This is a genomic window from Alteromonas ulvae (assembly GCF_048987005.1).
In the GTDB taxonomy this organism is placed as follows: Bacteria; Pseudomonadota; Gammaproteobacteria; order Enterobacterales; family Alteromonadaceae; genus Alteromonas.
This window is the reverse complement of sequence record NZ_CP185261.1, coordinates 653,908-669,103: the sequence shown is the minus strand read 5'-3', so window position 1 is coordinate 669,103 and position 15,196 is coordinate 653,908. Positions and strand designations below refer to the sequence as shown.

The 15,196-nt window shown below is 45.2% G+C and carries 12 protein-coding genes; 5 read left to right on the top strand and 7 right to left on the bottom strand.

Annotation, left to right across the window (positions count from 1 at the left end; genetic code table 11):
- Positions 1–59 precede the first annotated feature (59 nt).
- From cgtA to rplU, 3 genes are all read right to left on the bottom strand, one after another.
- Entirely contained in the window at positions 60–1,229 is a 1,170-nt protein-coding gene (gene cgtA, locus ACOJR9_RS02950; protein WP_420934907.1) for an Obg family GTPase CgtA, read from the bottom strand.
- A 247-nt stretch (positions 1,230–1,476) separates the two neighbouring features.
- The gene (gene rpmA, locus ACOJR9_RS02945; protein ID WP_032095643.1) at positions 1,477–1,734 is read right to left on the bottom strand and encodes a 50S ribosomal protein L27; all 258 of its coding nucleotides are present in this window, start codon (positions 1,732–1,734) and stop codon (positions 1,477–1,479) included.
- Positions 1,735–1,749: 15 nt separating this feature from the next.
- A complete protein-coding gene (gene rplU / locus ACOJR9_RS02940) occupies positions 1,750–2,061 on the bottom strand; it encodes a 50S ribosomal protein L21 (protein WP_032095642.1) in 312 nt (103 codons plus the stop codon).
- 874 nt (positions 2,062–2,935) lie between these two features.
- On the opposite strand from rplU, the gene ispB reads away from it, so the two are divergent.
- Positions 2,936–3,910 (top strand): octaprenyl diphosphate synthase, encoded by a 975-nt coding sequence (ispB, locus tag ACOJR9_RS02935; protein WP_420936025.1) that lies wholly within the window; start codon positions 2,936–2,938, stop codon positions 3,908–3,910.
- 91 nt (positions 3,911–4,001) lie between these two features.
- Here the strand turns inward: ispB and ACOJR9_RS02930 are convergent, their stop codons facing one another.
- From ACOJR9_RS02930 to ACOJR9_RS02920, 3 genes are all read right to left on the bottom strand, one after another.
- Positions 4,002–4,718, bottom strand: a complete 717-nt coding sequence (locus ACOJR9_RS02930) for a ZIP family metal transporter (RefSeq protein ID WP_420934906.1) — start codon at positions 4,716–4,718, stop codon at positions 4,002–4,004.
- Between the two features lie 128 nt (positions 4,719–4,846).
- Positions 4,847–6,166, bottom strand: coding sequence for a Xaa-Pro dipeptidase (pepQ, locus tag ACOJR9_RS02925; protein WP_420934905.1), 1,320 nt, complete (start codon positions 6,164–6,166; stop codon positions 4,847–4,849).
- Between the two features lie 407 nt (positions 6,167–6,573).
- Entirely contained in the window at positions 6,574–8,682 is a 2,109-nt protein-coding gene (locus ACOJR9_RS02920; protein WP_420934904.1) for a transglycosylase SLT domain-containing protein, read from the bottom strand.
- Positions 8,683–9,269: 587 nt separating this feature from the next.
- Between ACOJR9_RS02920 and fadB the strand changes: the two genes are divergently transcribed.
- Both fadB and fadA read left to right on the top strand, forming a co-directional pair.
- Positions 9,270–11,420, top strand: a complete 2,151-nt coding sequence (gene fadB / locus ACOJR9_RS02915; RefSeq protein ID WP_420934903.1) for a fatty acid oxidation complex subunit alpha FadB — start codon at positions 9,270–9,272, stop codon at positions 11,418–11,420.
- A gap of 17 nt (positions 11,421–11,437) precedes the next feature.
- The gene (fadA, locus tag ACOJR9_RS02910; RefSeq protein ID WP_269519405.1) at positions 11,438–12,601 is read left to right on the top strand and encodes an acetyl-CoA C-acyltransferase FadA; all 1,164 of its coding nucleotides are present in this window, start codon (positions 11,438–11,440) and stop codon (positions 12,599–12,601) included.
- Between the two features lie 91 nt (positions 12,602–12,692).
- Here the strand turns inward: fadA and ACOJR9_RS02905 are convergent, their stop codons facing one another.
- Entirely contained in the window at positions 12,693–13,661 is a 969-nt protein-coding gene (locus ACOJR9_RS02905; protein ID WP_420934902.1) for an integron integrase, read from the bottom strand.
- Between the two features lie 284 nt (positions 13,662–13,945).
- Between ACOJR9_RS02905 and ACOJR9_RS02900 the strand changes: the two genes are divergently transcribed.
- Both ACOJR9_RS02900 and ACOJR9_RS02895 read left to right on the top strand, forming a co-directional pair.
- The gene (locus tag ACOJR9_RS02900) at positions 13,946–14,473 is read left to right on the top strand and encodes a hypothetical protein (RefSeq protein ID WP_420934901.1); all 528 of its coding nucleotides are present in this window, start codon (positions 13,946–13,948) and stop codon (positions 14,471–14,473) included.
- Between the two features lie 217 nt (positions 14,474–14,690).
- The gene (locus ACOJR9_RS02895; protein ID WP_420934900.1) at positions 14,691–14,942 is read left to right on the top strand and encodes a hypothetical protein; all 252 of its coding nucleotides are present in this window, start codon (positions 14,691–14,693) and stop codon (positions 14,940–14,942) included.
- The last annotated feature ends 254 nt before the right edge of the window (positions 14,943–15,196 follow it).

Sequence of the window (15,196 nt, the reverse complement as noted above, 5' to 3'; positions counted from 1 at the left end):
ACGACAATCATCGTGCTTTTTCGCTATTGAATACAAGGACGTGATGACCTAGAGTTAGCTTAGCGACGGTATTCTACGTCCACATCGTAGTCGTCTTCGTCCCAATCTCCATCGTCGTCTAAGTCATCAACCAAATCATCATGAGCTTCGAGGGTATTCCGGTGATAGGTATCCCACTTAAACTCAACGTCCTTCTTGTCACCTTCTTCCTCAACTTCAGCAGGAAGGGTTTCGATAAAGTCCATCACATCGCGGCAAAGCGGCTCAAGATTAAGCTTTTGGAATGCCGATATTTGATATACTGGGCCATTCCACTCTAGCGAGTCCACAACCTTCTGACAAATTTCCTCGGCTTCTTCCTCGAGTAGGAGGTCGACCTTATTAAACACGAGCCAGCGCGGCTTCTCAGCTAATTTAGGGCTATATTTTTCAAGTTCTTGCACAATAGCTCGGGCATTTTCTGCTGGGTCGGTTTCATCAACGGGGAATATATCTACCACGTGCAATAAAATACGGCAGCGTTCTAGATGCTTCAAGAACTGAATACCTAAACCAGCTCCCTCAGCAGCCCCTTCTATTAATCCAGGAATATCGGCAACAACAAAGCTGCGCTGTGCATCTTGACGGACAACACCAAGATTCGGTACCAACGTAGTAAACGGGTAGTCGGCTACCTTTGGTTTAGCAGCAGACACTGAGCGAATAAACGTAGATTTACCTGCATTTGGCATACCTAGTAGGCCGACGTCTGCAAGCAGCATTAGCTCAAGTTTTAAATTGCGAATTTCACCCGGCGTGCCGTTTGTTTTTTGGCGTGGTGCTCGGTTAGTACTGCTTTTGAAGCGTGCGTTACCAAGACCGTGAAAACCACCCTGAGCCACCTTTAGCTGCTGACCATGTCGCGTAAGATCGCCAAGGACCTCACCGGTGTCTATATCGGTAGCGCGCGTACCCACCGGAACACTGACATTGAGATCTTGGCCCTTTCTACCGATGCAATCGGAACCTTGACCATTTTTGCCCCGCTCAGCACGATGAAATCGCTCGAAACGATAATCGATCAATGTATTTAGGTTTTCATCAGCAACTAAGAATACGCTGCCACCGTCACCACCGTCGCCGCCATCCGGGCCACCTTTAGGTACGTATTTTTCCCTTCTAAAGCCAATAACGCCGTTTCCGCCATCGCCGGCTTCAACACGAATTTCAGCTTCATCTACAAATTTCATTTATCGCTCCGGGCAATGTTGCCTTGGGTTGTTACTTAACACTAGGAACCTTAAGTTTACACTACAATACCCACTTTCGCGTAGTAGCAAACTAAAGGATATAAAAACAATTGACGCTTATATACTCAGTGCAAATACCGCTATGTGTGTATGTGCGATATCGAAGCATGAATATGAGGTCTCATAAAACAAAAAACCCCGCAAACGCGGGGTTTTTGAAATCTTTCTTAGCTAGTTAGCGTAAAGCCTACTCGCCAATGATGCTTACAAATTTACGGTTTTTCGGTCCTTTAACATCGAACTGAACTTTGCCGTCTTTCAGTGCAAACAACGTGTGGTCTTTACCGATACCCATGTTGTCACCAGCGTGGAAGCGTGTACCACGTTGACGAACAATGATGTTACCAGCAAGAACAGATTCACCACCAAAGCGCTTAACACCTAGGCGTTTACTTTCTGAATCACGACCGTTTTTGGTACTACCACCAGCTTTTTTGTGTGCCATGTGTTCGTGCTCCTCTTATGCGTTGATACCAGTGATTTTCACTTCCGTGAACCACTGACGATGACCAGCTTGCTTGCGAGAGTGCTTACGACGACGGAACTTAACGATAGTTACTTTATCGCCTCGACCGTGTGTTACCACCTCTGCAGTCACCTTACCACCAGCAACGTTTGGTGTGCCGATTTTTACATCGTCACCGTTACTTACCATTAAAACTTTGTCAAATTCAACCGTTTCGCCTGGGGCTACTTCGATTTTTTCAAGACGAACGGTTTGGCCTTCGGCCACACGGTGTTGTTTACCGCCACTTTGGAAAACCGCGTACATAGTTAACTCCGCTCTGCGTCCACTGACGCGTCAATTCAAAAAACAGGGCGCAAATTCTACGTGAAACATCTGTAAATCACAAGCCCGATTCGTAGAAAAAATGATTATTTTTCCAACATGAGTTGGATTATGCCTCAATTGCTTATTTGATGCAGCTTCAATCACATCAATATGGATAAAAAATGCAAAAAATATGACATGGCGTTGTATTTACACTGTGTTTTATCTCGAATCTGTCACATATAAGTTCTGGCGATCGTTTTTACTTCGTTCGTTTTTGTATCTAAGAACGCACTGAGGCAGCGTGTCTATTGGCACCAAGAGCTCAATTTCAACTAAGAGACATCCCGACTCATAGCTGGGTACGACGACGCGCAGCCACGTTTCGATAATGTTAGGACTAATTAAGCTAGTAGCAATGTGATTTTGTGAGTGCACGTGCCATAAAGAAAAGTAATGATAAGTTAGGCGTCTATGCTTTCTTTAGTGCTGGAAAAAGTAAGAAAACAACCTATTTCGACAAGAAACATTGCGAAACCTGCAAATTTAACAATATTTGATGTTACTGCAAAGAGAGCATCATGAATGTGCGCTGTGCAGATGGTGTGGCTCCTCAGTATTTTATAAGAGGACGGCTTGAATCAACACCATATGAATATTGCGATAGGGCACGGCAAGCGCTGATATAAGCATTTGAATCTTCAAGGGCAAACCGTGCGTATTAAATTGCTACGCAACGCAGTTTTAACCTTTACATTTCAAATGCGTTAAACTGTGATTTTTTGGGACAATTTGGTGGATAGTATGTGGCATTAAGGTACAATCGCCCTCAACACAGCACCAATAGTAAGAGTAAGTATTTATTGCCATGCCTATGGATATAGACCAAATTCGCGCACTGTCTAGCGACGATATGCAAGCAGTCAACACACTGATTCAAGAACAAGTAGACTCCGACGTTGCACTTATCAATCAGCTTGGCTTTTACATTGTTAATAGCGGTGGTAAGCGCTTACGCCCTCTTCTAACGGTACTTAGCGCGCGAGCAATGGGGATTGAAAACAACGACCATCATACGCTGGCGGCTATCGTTGAATTTATTCACACCGCGACGTTACTTCACGATGATGTTGTTGATGAATCGACTATGCGCAGAGGACGGGAAACCGCAAACGCGGTTTTTGGTAACCAAGCATCTGTATTGGTTGGCGATTTTTTGTATACCCGCTCATTTCAAATGATGGTGAGCCTTAAGCGCATGCGAGTCATGCAGATTTTGTCTGAAGCGACGAACCAGATTGCCGAAGGCGAAGTGCTACAGCTTATGAACTGCAACGACGCCAACACAACCGAGGCCCGTTATTTTGACGTTATTTATGGTAAAACGGCCCGCCTGTTTGAAGCTGCCACACAACTTGCCGCAGTATTAACAGACCAAAGCGAGGCCATTGAACACGCCATGCAAGAATACGGTAAGCACTTGGGCACCGCTTTTCAGCTAGCTGACGATTTGCTTGACTACATGGCAGACAGTGAAGAAATGGGTAAGAACGCAGGTGATGACCTAGCCGAAGGCAAACCCACCCTGCCCTTACTATACGCCATGTGGCATGCCCAGAACGACGATGATAAAATGCTTATTCGAGACGCCATTGAGCAGAGTAATGGCTTAGCTCACCTCACGCGTATTCAAGGGATAATGGAAGCCACGGGAGCACTGGATTACACTAGACAGTGCGCACAAAACGAAGTTGATATGGCGATAGAAAGCCTAGCGTCTATTCCAGATTCGCAATACAAAGACGCATTAATTTCACTGGCTTATATGTCAGTAGAGCGGACTAGTTAGTCAATAGAATCCATTCGCGATTACCAGCAGATAGGGTTGCTTATTGGGTATAACAGGGTAGCCATTAGTTATGTCGTTTTTAATTATGTCGTTACCCATCCAGCATATGCCCGATAATGCCAACCAGAAAACCCAATATCCCCCCTAACGGCGGTAGCCAATGATTTTCCACCCGTATTTGCGGTGCAATATCCTGAAAAACCGAATACAAAATGCCACCCGCAGCAAACACCATAATGCCGCTAGTGATGACAGGAAACTGTGCCAAATAGAAGTAGCCCACTAAGCTGAAAATGGGCCCCAGCAATGCCATTATCACAAAGATAGAAATTAACTTTGTGCTGCGCTTTTTATTTTTCGGCACCATTTCACGATAAGCATTGAACCCTTCAGGTAAATTTTGTACCACAATTAACGCGCCCAACAGCATGGTAGAGCCACCAAGCGCGGCAGTTGCACCTAATGCTATAGACTCAGGCACAAAGTCACTTAGCATGGCCGCAAACTGACTGCCCGCGGTTTTCTTTTTCGCTAAGTAAATATCAAGGAACATAAACGCAAGTGCGCCACAGATAAAGCACGCTATGGCTGCAAAAAGAGGTAAATTCTCTACTCCCTTCGGTACAAGCACAAGCCCTACCGCCGATATCAAGGCCCCAGCTCCTAAAGCTATAATTCCATGCCGTATCTCCTGCTCTCGCCACTGTGGCTGAATATGCTCATAGGTTGCCAGCACGGCCCCTGCTGGCATAGCTAGACCCGCGATGGTAACAACAATAAGTAGGTTGATAATACTGGTGTCAAACATAGATTTACGCTTCCAACGTGCTTATCAAAAGGGGCTAGCTAACTCGGTTACAGCTGTTCATGCCCATGTACAGCAACCAAAAAGAGCAGCGAATCGCTGCTCTTTTTTACTGTTTATGACTATGCCGTTTAATTGAGATCGAGTTCCCGCGTCATATTTTCGTTCTTATCACGGTGCACAATAATATTGTCTTCAATACGAATACCGCCAAATGGCTTGTACTCATCCACTGTGTCCCAGTTGATGTATTTTGACGCTGGCGTTGCTTTTAAGTCGCGAAGCAAACTGTCAATAAAATACAACCCTGGTTCAATAGTAAATACCTGACGAGGCTCGACTACACGAGTACAGCGTAAAAACGGATGATCTTCTGGCGCCGTTTTGGGCGTGCCTCTGTCATCATTCACAAGCCCGCCGACATCGTGTACCTGAAGCCCAAGGAAGTGACCAATACCATGAGGGAAGAAAGTACGTGTTATCCCCATTTCTACAATATCTTGAGGCTTTAAGTTAACTACACCTGTGTCGTGAAGAATTTGAGCAATACCGTCGTGGGCCAGTAGGTGAATATCGGTATATGCCACTCCAGGCTTCAAGCTATCAGCTAGTGTTAGCGTGACCTTGTCTACCGCTTTTATCAAATCTGTAAATAGTGATGAGTTTTGACTATAGGTTCTAGTGATATCAGCCGCGTAACCGTTATAAGTGGCGCCCGCATCAATAAGAAACGAGCGGGATGCTTTTGGTGCAATATTGTCGCACTGCATGTAGTGCAAAATAGACGCGTGCTCGTTAAGTGCAACAATACTGGTGTAGGGCACGTCGTTATCGCCCTGCCTACATGCAGCAGCATACGCCAAGTTGATATCAAACTCGCTCTTGCCTTCGCGGAACGCTTGTTCTGCAGCTCGATGGCCGGCCACGGCAAGCTTGTTGGCTTCACGCATACAGTCTAGCTCGTAATCTGTTTTGTAAGCGCGTTGATAGTGTAAGTAATGCAGCACTCTGTCTGGATTCACGTTATCGAAGCCAAGGGCTTTCGCTACCTCAATGTATTCGCCAACATACGCCATACGAGATTTGTCATACGGAAGGTGCTTTTCTACTGCGTCGGCTTGCTGTAGCAGTACAATGTTAAAGCTGTCTGTCCAAAAATCGTTGGGCTCAGGCGGCACTTTGTGCCAAAAGTCTTCAGGGCGATAAAAGATAAGTGTTGGCTTATCTTCACCGTTAACGACCAACCAACAGTTAGGGTTATCAATTACCGGCAACCACGCTTTAAACTGCGGGTTCACTTTAAATGGATAGTGGTTATCATCTAAAAATAAACGCTTGCCTTGGCCTGAGTGAATGACTAGTCCGTCGAGTCCTTCACGCTGCAATGCTTCGCGTGTTCTAGCTTGTAACTCTTCTATATGCTGTTCGTAGGTTAATTTATGGTGCGACATAGCCCCTCTTATCTTATTCGTTGTTAGTTTTGTAATGCTTTGTTGTTGAATACCTAGCTTTTTAGCATAGTGCTATTGTTTATCATGTTAATAAATGACCGTGCTTTCAAAACTGAGTTTTTTGTTACTTTACTGAAATTGACTCAATGAGGAGTTTATCATGAGCCTTTGCTCTTATTGATACTCCTACGATTAACTGCAGTACGAAAGTGTCTACCTGCCGACTAAAGCCCAATCACACTGGTTCTTAGCACACATACCATCCGAAACTGGATCCTAGCCAAATCAAATATGGCACTACCAACTAACCTTAGATAGCAAAACGCTAGGCAGTGAATGTATTCTTTGTTCCGTGACAATATTGCCAAGGTTGGGCAATGCTTCTATCTAAAAATATGACAGCGCTTCTATTTTGGCGCTAACTGCATAACCCCCGTTACTGGATGTGTACTCACAGCGTCTGCCGATGGGATCATATCCGAAGTTAGCTGAGGAAAGATATTGTTACTGCTACCAAGCTGCTGCTCGTAGATATGTTGATATGCCATTACCGCTTTTACGTAGGCGCGGGTTTCCTTATAAGGGATATTTTCAATCCAGATATCCACCGGCAGCGCTTCGTTCACGGGCAGCCACTCTAACACCTTTCTCCATCCAGCATTGTAAGAGGCCGATACCAGTACTGGGTTGTTATCTAACTTATCCATCAGATAACGCAAGTACTGCACGCCGAATTCTACGTTATCATTGACATCAAAAAGCTGACTTTGACTTACTTTGGTTTGCGCTACATATTTTGCCGTACCGGGCATTAATTGCATTAAGCCAGCCGCGCCTACAGGCGATACAGCATCACTTCTAAACGAACTCTCTCGCCGAGCTATAGCCATCGCAAAAGAGGTAGAAATATTGTGCGCCTCTGCCTTTTCACTGAAAACGTCATTAAAGGCGAGAGGGAAACGACGCTCTACGTCATCCCAATAGCCACTTCTCGCAAAACTGCTAATTGCCTGATCGTATAATCCCCACTCGTAGGCCAATATCCCTGCGTCAGTTATTTGACCGTTCGGTATGTGACTTAACAAGTAATACCACTCTCGTCTTGCTTCGGTAGATCGGTTGAGGCGAAAAAACTCTACCGCTCGCAGAGTAGCCGGTGTAACGGCAAGCTTTGCAATAGCGCTACTATTTTTCGGTGCAGGATTATTTTTTAACGATGGTGAGGCGTTAATATGCGCACTTGCCATAAAGCCATAATAGTGACGCTCTTTTGCTAACAGTTGATACAGCACGGTAGCGCGCATGGGCTGCCCCGACTGTTCTAGCGACCGGGCAAGCCAGTAGCGATAGTTAGCTTTATTTTTCAACGTCTCTGGCGCGCTCTCAATAATGCGGACGACTTCATCGAACTGCTTAGTACGAAGAAGGTGTGCTACATGCCATAGCGTTATATCGTCACTAGCGCCAGGTGCATGTGCCTTCTCCAACCAATCATGTGCCTGTGGCGACTTCTCTAATGTATAGCTAAGCGCAATTGCACGATTTATGACATGGCGCTGCGCTGCTGAAAATATCCCTTTATGTTCGTATCGAGCATAAACCTCTGCCGCGAGGGTTGGCTGTTGCCACGCCAGTTTTTCGAGAGACCACACCAGCGCTTCTATTTCGCTTTGTTTGTTCTTTAGCGGGAATAGCCCTTTTTTTTGCACACTGCTGACATTGCGCGTAACCGATAGCCAGATATCTGCAATGTACTGGTCACTAGCAGGAAGTTGACGCTTTAGGTAAGGAATGATGCGCCTGTTTTTCTCTTTAGCCGCAATTTCAATACGCTTTATTACCATAGCTGGCGACATTAGCCCCGCCTTTTTCCACTTTACAAAGAGCGGATCGCACTCATCGGGTTGAGATTGACCATGTAGCCAAAGGGTGTCTACATCTCGTAACACTTGTTCTGCAGGCTCGCCATTTTGTAAGCGATAGTTTAGTGAAGTACAGGTAAGTTTGGCGCCCATTCCGCTGCGGTAACTGTCAAGAAATGCCCGTTGATGATTGCGGCTTGCCAAATAGTTGAGCCACTGATAACGCAAGCCATAGCTAACTGGCTGTTCGTGGTAATCGTGCAGAAACTGCTCTACATCGCGTTTTGTGTTAATGGACATAGTGCGCTCTAATTTCAAACGCAGTAAATAAGGGTAAAGTGGATAATCGGCCAGTGCATAAATTTCGCCGTTGAAATCGTTAATACGACGACGGGAGTAAGTGCGAAGTTTTTCTTCTAAAGTGAGAAACTGCTGGCGTTTTTCAGCGTAGATATCGTGCGGTAATGTGAGCGCTTGAGACTGTGTATTGTGCTGAGCAGCATACAAAGAAGATGGTGACAGTATACAAAGCAATAGCGTTGCGCAATGTGATAAAAGACTGGGCCGCACTATTTTAGTAGCTTGCAAAGGATGCAGACTAACAGCAGTGTCGCGAAGACGAAACAAACGCGACCAACGAAGAGATGTAGACACAAAAAGCCCCCTATCTTGTATTGAACTCAACCTGCTTTGCACTAACGTGAAAAACGTTGAGTTGCTCGTTATACCTTACCTGTATGAATCGCCGTGAACGCCCACGAGCAGCATATGTTGCTATGATGACCATATAAGTGCTTCTTACGCACCTAATTAATGCTTTTACTACGCCCTGTAAATACCTAGTAAAAGCTGTGTAATGCGGGTTAACAGATTGGCTCCATGCCGTTGAAGATGTTGTGCCGACTGCCCCTAATCATGTTTTACATCGTTAGCAATGCTTTACAAACATAGGAAGACTTATTGCCGTTTATTCTTATATTGGATTGGCGCTTTGCGCTGAATATGCTCATTATACAACCACCAACACCGAAATGAAGCGTGAATTCGATATTTACTCTTGAATTTAAGTCATCCGACCACTACCTTATGACACATTGAAACAGAAGTTTGAATTTTTGTTGGAATTTTGTGTGGCTTTGTAAAACCTGTAGCCACCTTAACGCGTTGGTAAATTGATACTGCCCTACGACACAGTTGGATTTAATTTACTAACATCCTGGCCAATGCCGAAGGAGATGATAATGATATACACAGGCAAAAGTCTTTCCGTCAGTCCGCTAGATGACGGCTTTGCTGAGCTAGTATTCGATGCTGAAGGTTCAGTAAACAAGTTTGACCGTCAAACGGTATCTGAACTTGACGAAGCAACCAAAGCGCTCGTTGCCAAAGGCGACGTAAAAGGCTTAGTAGTTCGCTCAGCAAAAAGCACCTTTATTGTTGGTGCTGATATTACCGAGTTCACTGGCCTTTTTGCCATGGACGATGCAGAAGTACTAGAGTGGGTGGCTAACACCTCACAAGTATTCGATCGCTTTGAAGATTTGCCTTTCCCTACAATTGCAGCGGTGAACGGTTTTGCACTTGGTGGCGGTTGTGAAATGGCGCTAGCCTGTGACCTTCGCGTTGCTGACACGACAGCAAGCATAGGTTTGCCAGAAGTAAAACTGGGCCTTATGCCTGGGTTTGGTGGCACAGTGCGTTTACCACGCCTTATTGGTGCCGATAATGCACTGGAGTGGATGACAACGGGCCGCGACAGAAAAGCAGCCAAAGCAATGGCCGAAGGCGCTGTTGATGCGGTAGTGGCACCAGAAGCTCTCGCAACAAGCGCGCTATCGATGCTCAAAGATGCAGTATCAGGCGACCTTAACTGGGGCGCTCGTCGTGCTCAGAAGAAAGCGCCACTTCAACTGAATAAAAACGAAGCCACTATGAGCTTCTCTACCGCGCAAGCCATGGTGTTTGCACAAGCAGGTAAACATTATCCTGCGCCACACAAAATGGTAGAAACCGTACAAAAAGCGGCCAGCATGGACCGTGACGGCGCACTTAAAGTTGAAAATGAAGGCTTTGTAGCCCTTGCGAAAACCGATGCAGCAAAAGCGCAAATTGGTATTTTCCTTGCCGATCAGCTAGTAAAAAGCAAGGGCAAGAAACAAGCCAAAGCCAACAAGAAAGACATCAAGCTAAATGCGGTACTTGGCGCTGGTATTATGGGCGGCGGTATTGCTTACCAAAGCGCAGTAAAAGGCATGCCGGTAGTGATGAAAGATATCAACACCGATGCGTTAGACCTTGGCCTTAATGAAGCGGCCAGTATTCTAGGTAAAGGCATGCAGCGTGGCAAAGTAGACGCGTCTAAAATGGCGAAAACACTGAACGCCATTACGCCAACCCTTGAGTACAGCGCCATAAAAGATGCTGACCTAGTTATTGAAGCGGTAGTAGAAAACCCGAAAGTAAAAGGGATAGTGCTTAAAGAAACAGAACAAAACGTTGCCGACGACGCCATCATTTGCTCTAACACATCAACTATCTCCATTAACCAGCTAGCAGAAAGCTTAGATAAGCCAGAGCGTTTCTGTGGTATGCACTTCTTCAACCCAGTGCACCGCATGCCGCTTGTTGAAATTATTCGCGGTGAGAAAACGTCTGAAGACACCATTAATGCTGTTGTGGCAACAACACTACGCATGGGCAAAACGCCTATTGTAGTGAACGACTGCCCAGGCTTTTTAGTTAACCGCGTATTGTTTCCATACTTTGCTGGCTTTAGCCAACTATTGCTTGATGGCGCAGACTTTGTCGCCGTTGATAAAGTAATGGAAAAACAATTCGGTTGGCCAATGGGCCCTGCTTATCTTATGGATGTAGTAGGTATTGATACCGGCGATCACGCGGCTGACGTTATGGCTGCTGGCATTCCTGAGCGTATGGCACGCCTTGGCGATGACCCAGTGACCGTACTTTATAAAGAAAAGCGTTTAGGCCAGAAAAACGGCAAAGGGTTTTATAACTACGGCAAAGACAAGCGTGGTAAGCCAACGAAAGTGGCTGCCGATGAAACCTATAGTCTGTTAGCTCCTATCGTTTCTGAGAAGAAAGATTTTGACGCACAAGACATTATTGCTCGCCTTATGGTGCCGATGGCTAATGAAGCTATTCGCTGCCTAGAAGAAGGTATTGTAGACAGTGCTGCAGAAGCAGACATGGCGCTACTTTACGGCTTAGGCTTCCCGCCGTTCCGCGGTGGTGTTTTCCGTTGGATTGAAACAATGGGATTAGCAAACTTTGTAGCGCTTGCAGACAAGTACGCTGACCTTGGCCCGATTTACCAAATTTCAGATGGCGTTCGCAAGATGGCCGCTGAAGGTAAATCTTACTTCGCTTAATCCTTAGGAGAATATAAATGAAAGACGTCGTAGTAATCGATTGCGTACGCACCCCTATGGGACGCTCTAAGGGTGGCGTATTTAGACATGTTCGTGCAGAAGACCTTTCTGCTGCACTAATGACTGCGCTATTAGAGCGCAACCCAAATGTAAACCCAGCTGACATAGAAGATATTATTTGGGGCTGTGTACAGCAAACCAAAGAACAAGGCTTCAACGTTGCACGTAACGCACAGCTGCTTACACAAATTCCACGCACCACAGGTGCGGTAACCGTTAACCGTTTGTGTGGCTCTTCAATGCAAGCCCTTCACGATGCCACAAGTGGCATTATGAGCGGCCGTGGTGACATTTACATGATTGGTGGTGTTGAGCACATGGGTCACGTACCGATGAACTACAACATCGACTTCCACCCTGGCCTTGCAAAATATACCGCAAAAGCATCGGGCATGATGGGTATGACGGCAGAGCTGCTTGGTCGTCAAAACGGAATTAGCCGTGAAATGCAGGACGCCTTTGGCGCACGCTCTCACCAGCTAGCACACAAAGCACACCTTGAAGGCCGCTGGGCTAACGAGATTGTGCCTGTGGAAGGTCACGACGCAGACGGTACGCTTAAGCTAATTAGTCATGACGAAGTTATTCGCCCTGAAAGTACAGCAGAAAGTATGGCGGCGCTTCGCCCCGTATTTGACCCTGTAAACGGTACGGTAACGGCGGGTACATCTTCGGCGCTGTCGGACGGTGCATCAGGCATGCTGCTTATGTCTGCCGATAAAGCGAAAGAGCTAGGCTTAACGCCACGTGCGAAAATTCGCGCAATGGCAGTAGCAGGTTGTGACGCCGCTATTATGGGTTACGGCCCCGTACCGGCAACACAAAAAGCACTTAAACGCGCAGGCTTAACGATGGACGACATTCAGTTGGCCGAGTTTAACGAAGCGTTTGCTGCTCAGGCACTATCTTGCGTTAAGCAGTTAGGCTGGATGGATAACCTGGATGATAAAATTAACCTTAACGGCGGCGCTATTGCATTAGGCCACCCATTAGGGTGTTCAGGTGCTCGTATTTCAGGTACCTTGATTAATCTGATGGAATCGCAAGATGTAGAGCTAGGCTTAGCGACCATGTGTATTGGATTAGGCCAAGGTATTGCTACTGTATTTGAACGCGTATAAGCGTTTGACTAAGCACTTGGATTAGCGCTTGGATAGCTAAGTTTTTGAAAGGGCCTTCGGGCCCTTTTTTGTTATATCTGAAATAGTGAGTTTAAAAAACAAGATTCGACAACGGACTTACCACACCATTGCCACCTTGCTGCAAAATGTGCGTATAGATTTGCGTAGTGCGCACATCGGCATGACCTAGCTGATCTTGCACAGTGCGAATATCAGCACCCGACTGCAATAAGTGCGTGGCAAATGAATGACGAAGTGTATGCGGTGTAACGTGTTTAATAATACCTGCGTCGTGAGCAGCACGAGAAACCGCACGTTGAATTTGCTTCTCATCGATATGATGCCGTCGTAGCAGTTTACTTTCTGGATCGATACTTAATTTTGCCGAAGGAAATAAATACTGCCACTCCATGGTTTTATTTCTATCTTTGTATTTTTTACGCAATCCATGAGGTATCCATGCACCCGCAAAGTCATTAACGTTGAGATCGTGAGATAAAAGGCTTTCGGCATGAGAGATGTGACTTTTTAACAAAGGTAATAAGGCTTCCGATAATGTAGCAACTCTATGTTTTCCACCCTTTCCAAACCAAATTCGAACGCACTTATAGTCAAAGTCGATATCGCCAACACGTAAACGTACACACTCCATTAAACGAAGACCACTTCCATACAGCATTGCAACAGCTAAATAGTGGTTTTGACTGACACGGGATAGCAACGCTTTTACCTCGTTTTGCGTTAACACCACAGGAAGCTTGCGCTCGCGACCACTGCCGACAAAATTCATGTCTTCAGGCAAAGGCTGTTCTAGAAACTTGTTGTAGAGAAAAACCAATGCATTCAATGCCGTAGCTTGGGTAGATTGTGCGGTTTTACGCTTTGTTGATAAGTAGGTTAAATACGCTTCCACATGAACTGCGTCGAGCTCTTTCGGATGTACCATATTGTGAAACCGGATGTAGTCTGAAATCCATGTAAGGTAGGTTTGAATAGTGCGCTTAGCATAGCGCTTCATCATCATATGGTTGTATAAAATGGTTAAGAAATTAGACCGCATACATACTCAAAAAATAAAAACAGCGTATCTAAAGCCTTTCGGAAACATAACTGACTACAAGCATAGTTTTTACTGAGCATGCGTGAAGTACACCTCTCCCACCTAACACACCATTTTGGTACTTTTAACTCATGAGCAAAAAACACCATTTAAATTTATTGTTTTATTATGAGAAGTTAGAGGGTAATCTAACAAAATTGATAAAATTAAAAACCCCATGATGGTGTGTTTAGACAGACCGTTTTGGGGTCTAGTAAAGTGTTATGGCTCAAGGATGATTTAAATTGAAAAATGATGAAAATTTAAAGCTTTATGAAAAGATGTATCTTTTTGAGATAGAGCGAAGGGAAAAAATTAATGCTCGTCTGAACCTACCCATGGCAGTCATTGTCGCCATTTTCGGGCTTATTTCATATGTGTTTAATTTTGACACAAACTCTTTCACTACTTGTGAAAACTTCGTTTTCTATATACTCCTATTCTTTGCATCTATTTCGTTATTTATTGCGTGCTATCATTTTAAAAATTGCTGGTCGGGACTGATCGATCAGTATATGCCTACGGCTAAAGACATACAAAACTACTACCAGACTCTAGAGTCAACTTACGCAGAGTTTGATGAAAAAGAAGATTTTGTTAAGTCTTACTTCAATAAATTCCTTTTAGAAAGTTACACAGAATATGGCTCCTTCAATGCCAAAAATAATGACTATCGCTCCGAGCAACTTTACTTTACGGTAAGGGCGTTGAGCGTTAGTTTGTTTCTAGCTTTAATTGCAACCATCGTTTTAAAAATAATGGCTTTAACTTAAGAGGTAAAATATGTCCAAACAACCGCCACCTCCGCCGCCACCGCCGGGACCTCGTAATGTTAGAAACCACAATTTGCCCAAGCCAAAACCCCCAGGGAAAAAGCCATAACAAAACGCTGTTGGCACTCCCTCCGGTCGCTGGGACGCTAACACGGGGCCGCTTCGCGATTATAGCCCCATGTTAGCGCCCCAAAGCTTAGCGTTATAAGGCTCTTAAATGGAAGAGGTAACTTGGCGCATAGTCGCTTTTGTTGTGTTTGGTTCTTGGCTGGCTTTCATTCCGCGACATATGGAATTCTTAATAGTTAAGTACCAAAGTTTTTTGTACAAATATATTCCGCCAGCACAACTTGTATTTAAGACAGAGAAAGAAGCAGCTACACCAATTTTCAATGAAAGAGCGATTAGAGCTATTGGGTTTGCAAACTATCTTGCAGCAGTTGTAGTAGCAACTACGCATCAGTGGTAAGCCCTTATAACAAGCCAAGTAAGCGGGACAATAACACGTGGGCTCCCGTCACTTCGTTCCTTATTATAGCCCCCGTGTAATTGCCCCTTCTTGGGGTGTTAGGCGTCATTTACTTACAGCATAAAAAAGTGGGTTTAACCGTGACATTCCAGCATCAAGGTTGTTTCATTAGGTTGTCTTTACGGCTTGCTTTTTCGGTAGTTTCATCGGCTTTAGCAACGCCCTTTTCATCAACATCGCAACGCCAACATTCT

Bases quoted from the DNA above. Each gene is read 5' to 3' on its own strand.
- cgtA (WP_420934907.1), bottom strand. From the start codon at position 1,229: ATGAAATTTGTAGATGAAGCTGAAATTCGTGTTGAAGCCGGCGATGGC.
- rpmA (WP_032095643.1), bottom strand. From the start codon at position 1,734: ATGGCACACAAAAAAGCTGGTGGTAGTACCAAAAACGGTCGTGATTCA.
- rplU (WP_032095642.1), bottom strand. From the start codon at position 2,061: ATGTACGCGGTTTTCCAAAGTGGCGGTAAACAACACCGTGTGGCCGAA.
- ispB (WP_420936025.1), top strand. From the start codon at position 2,936: ATGGATATAGACCAAATTCGCGCACTGTCTAGCGACGATATGCAAGCA.
- ACOJR9_RS02930 (WP_420934906.1), bottom strand. From the start codon at position 4,718: ATGTTTGACACCAGTATTATCAACCTACTTATTGTTGTTACCATCGCG.
- pepQ (WP_420934905.1), bottom strand. From the start codon at position 6,166: ATGTCGCACCATAAATTAACCTACGAACAGCATATAGAAGAGTTACAA.
- fadB (WP_420934903.1), top strand. From the start codon at position 9,270: ATGATATACACAGGCAAAAGTCTTTCCGTCAGTCCGCTAGATGACGGC.
- fadA (WP_269519405.1), top strand. From the start codon at position 11,438: ATGAAAGACGTCGTAGTAATCGATTGCGTACGCACCCCTATGGGACGC.
- ACOJR9_RS02905 (WP_420934902.1), bottom strand. From the start codon at position 13,661: ATGCGGTCTAATTTCTTAACCATTTTATACAACCATATGATGATGAAG.
- ACOJR9_RS02895 (WP_420934900.1), top strand. From the start codon at position 14,691: ATGGAAGAGGTAACTTGGCGCATAGTCGCTTTTGTTGTGTTTGGTTCT.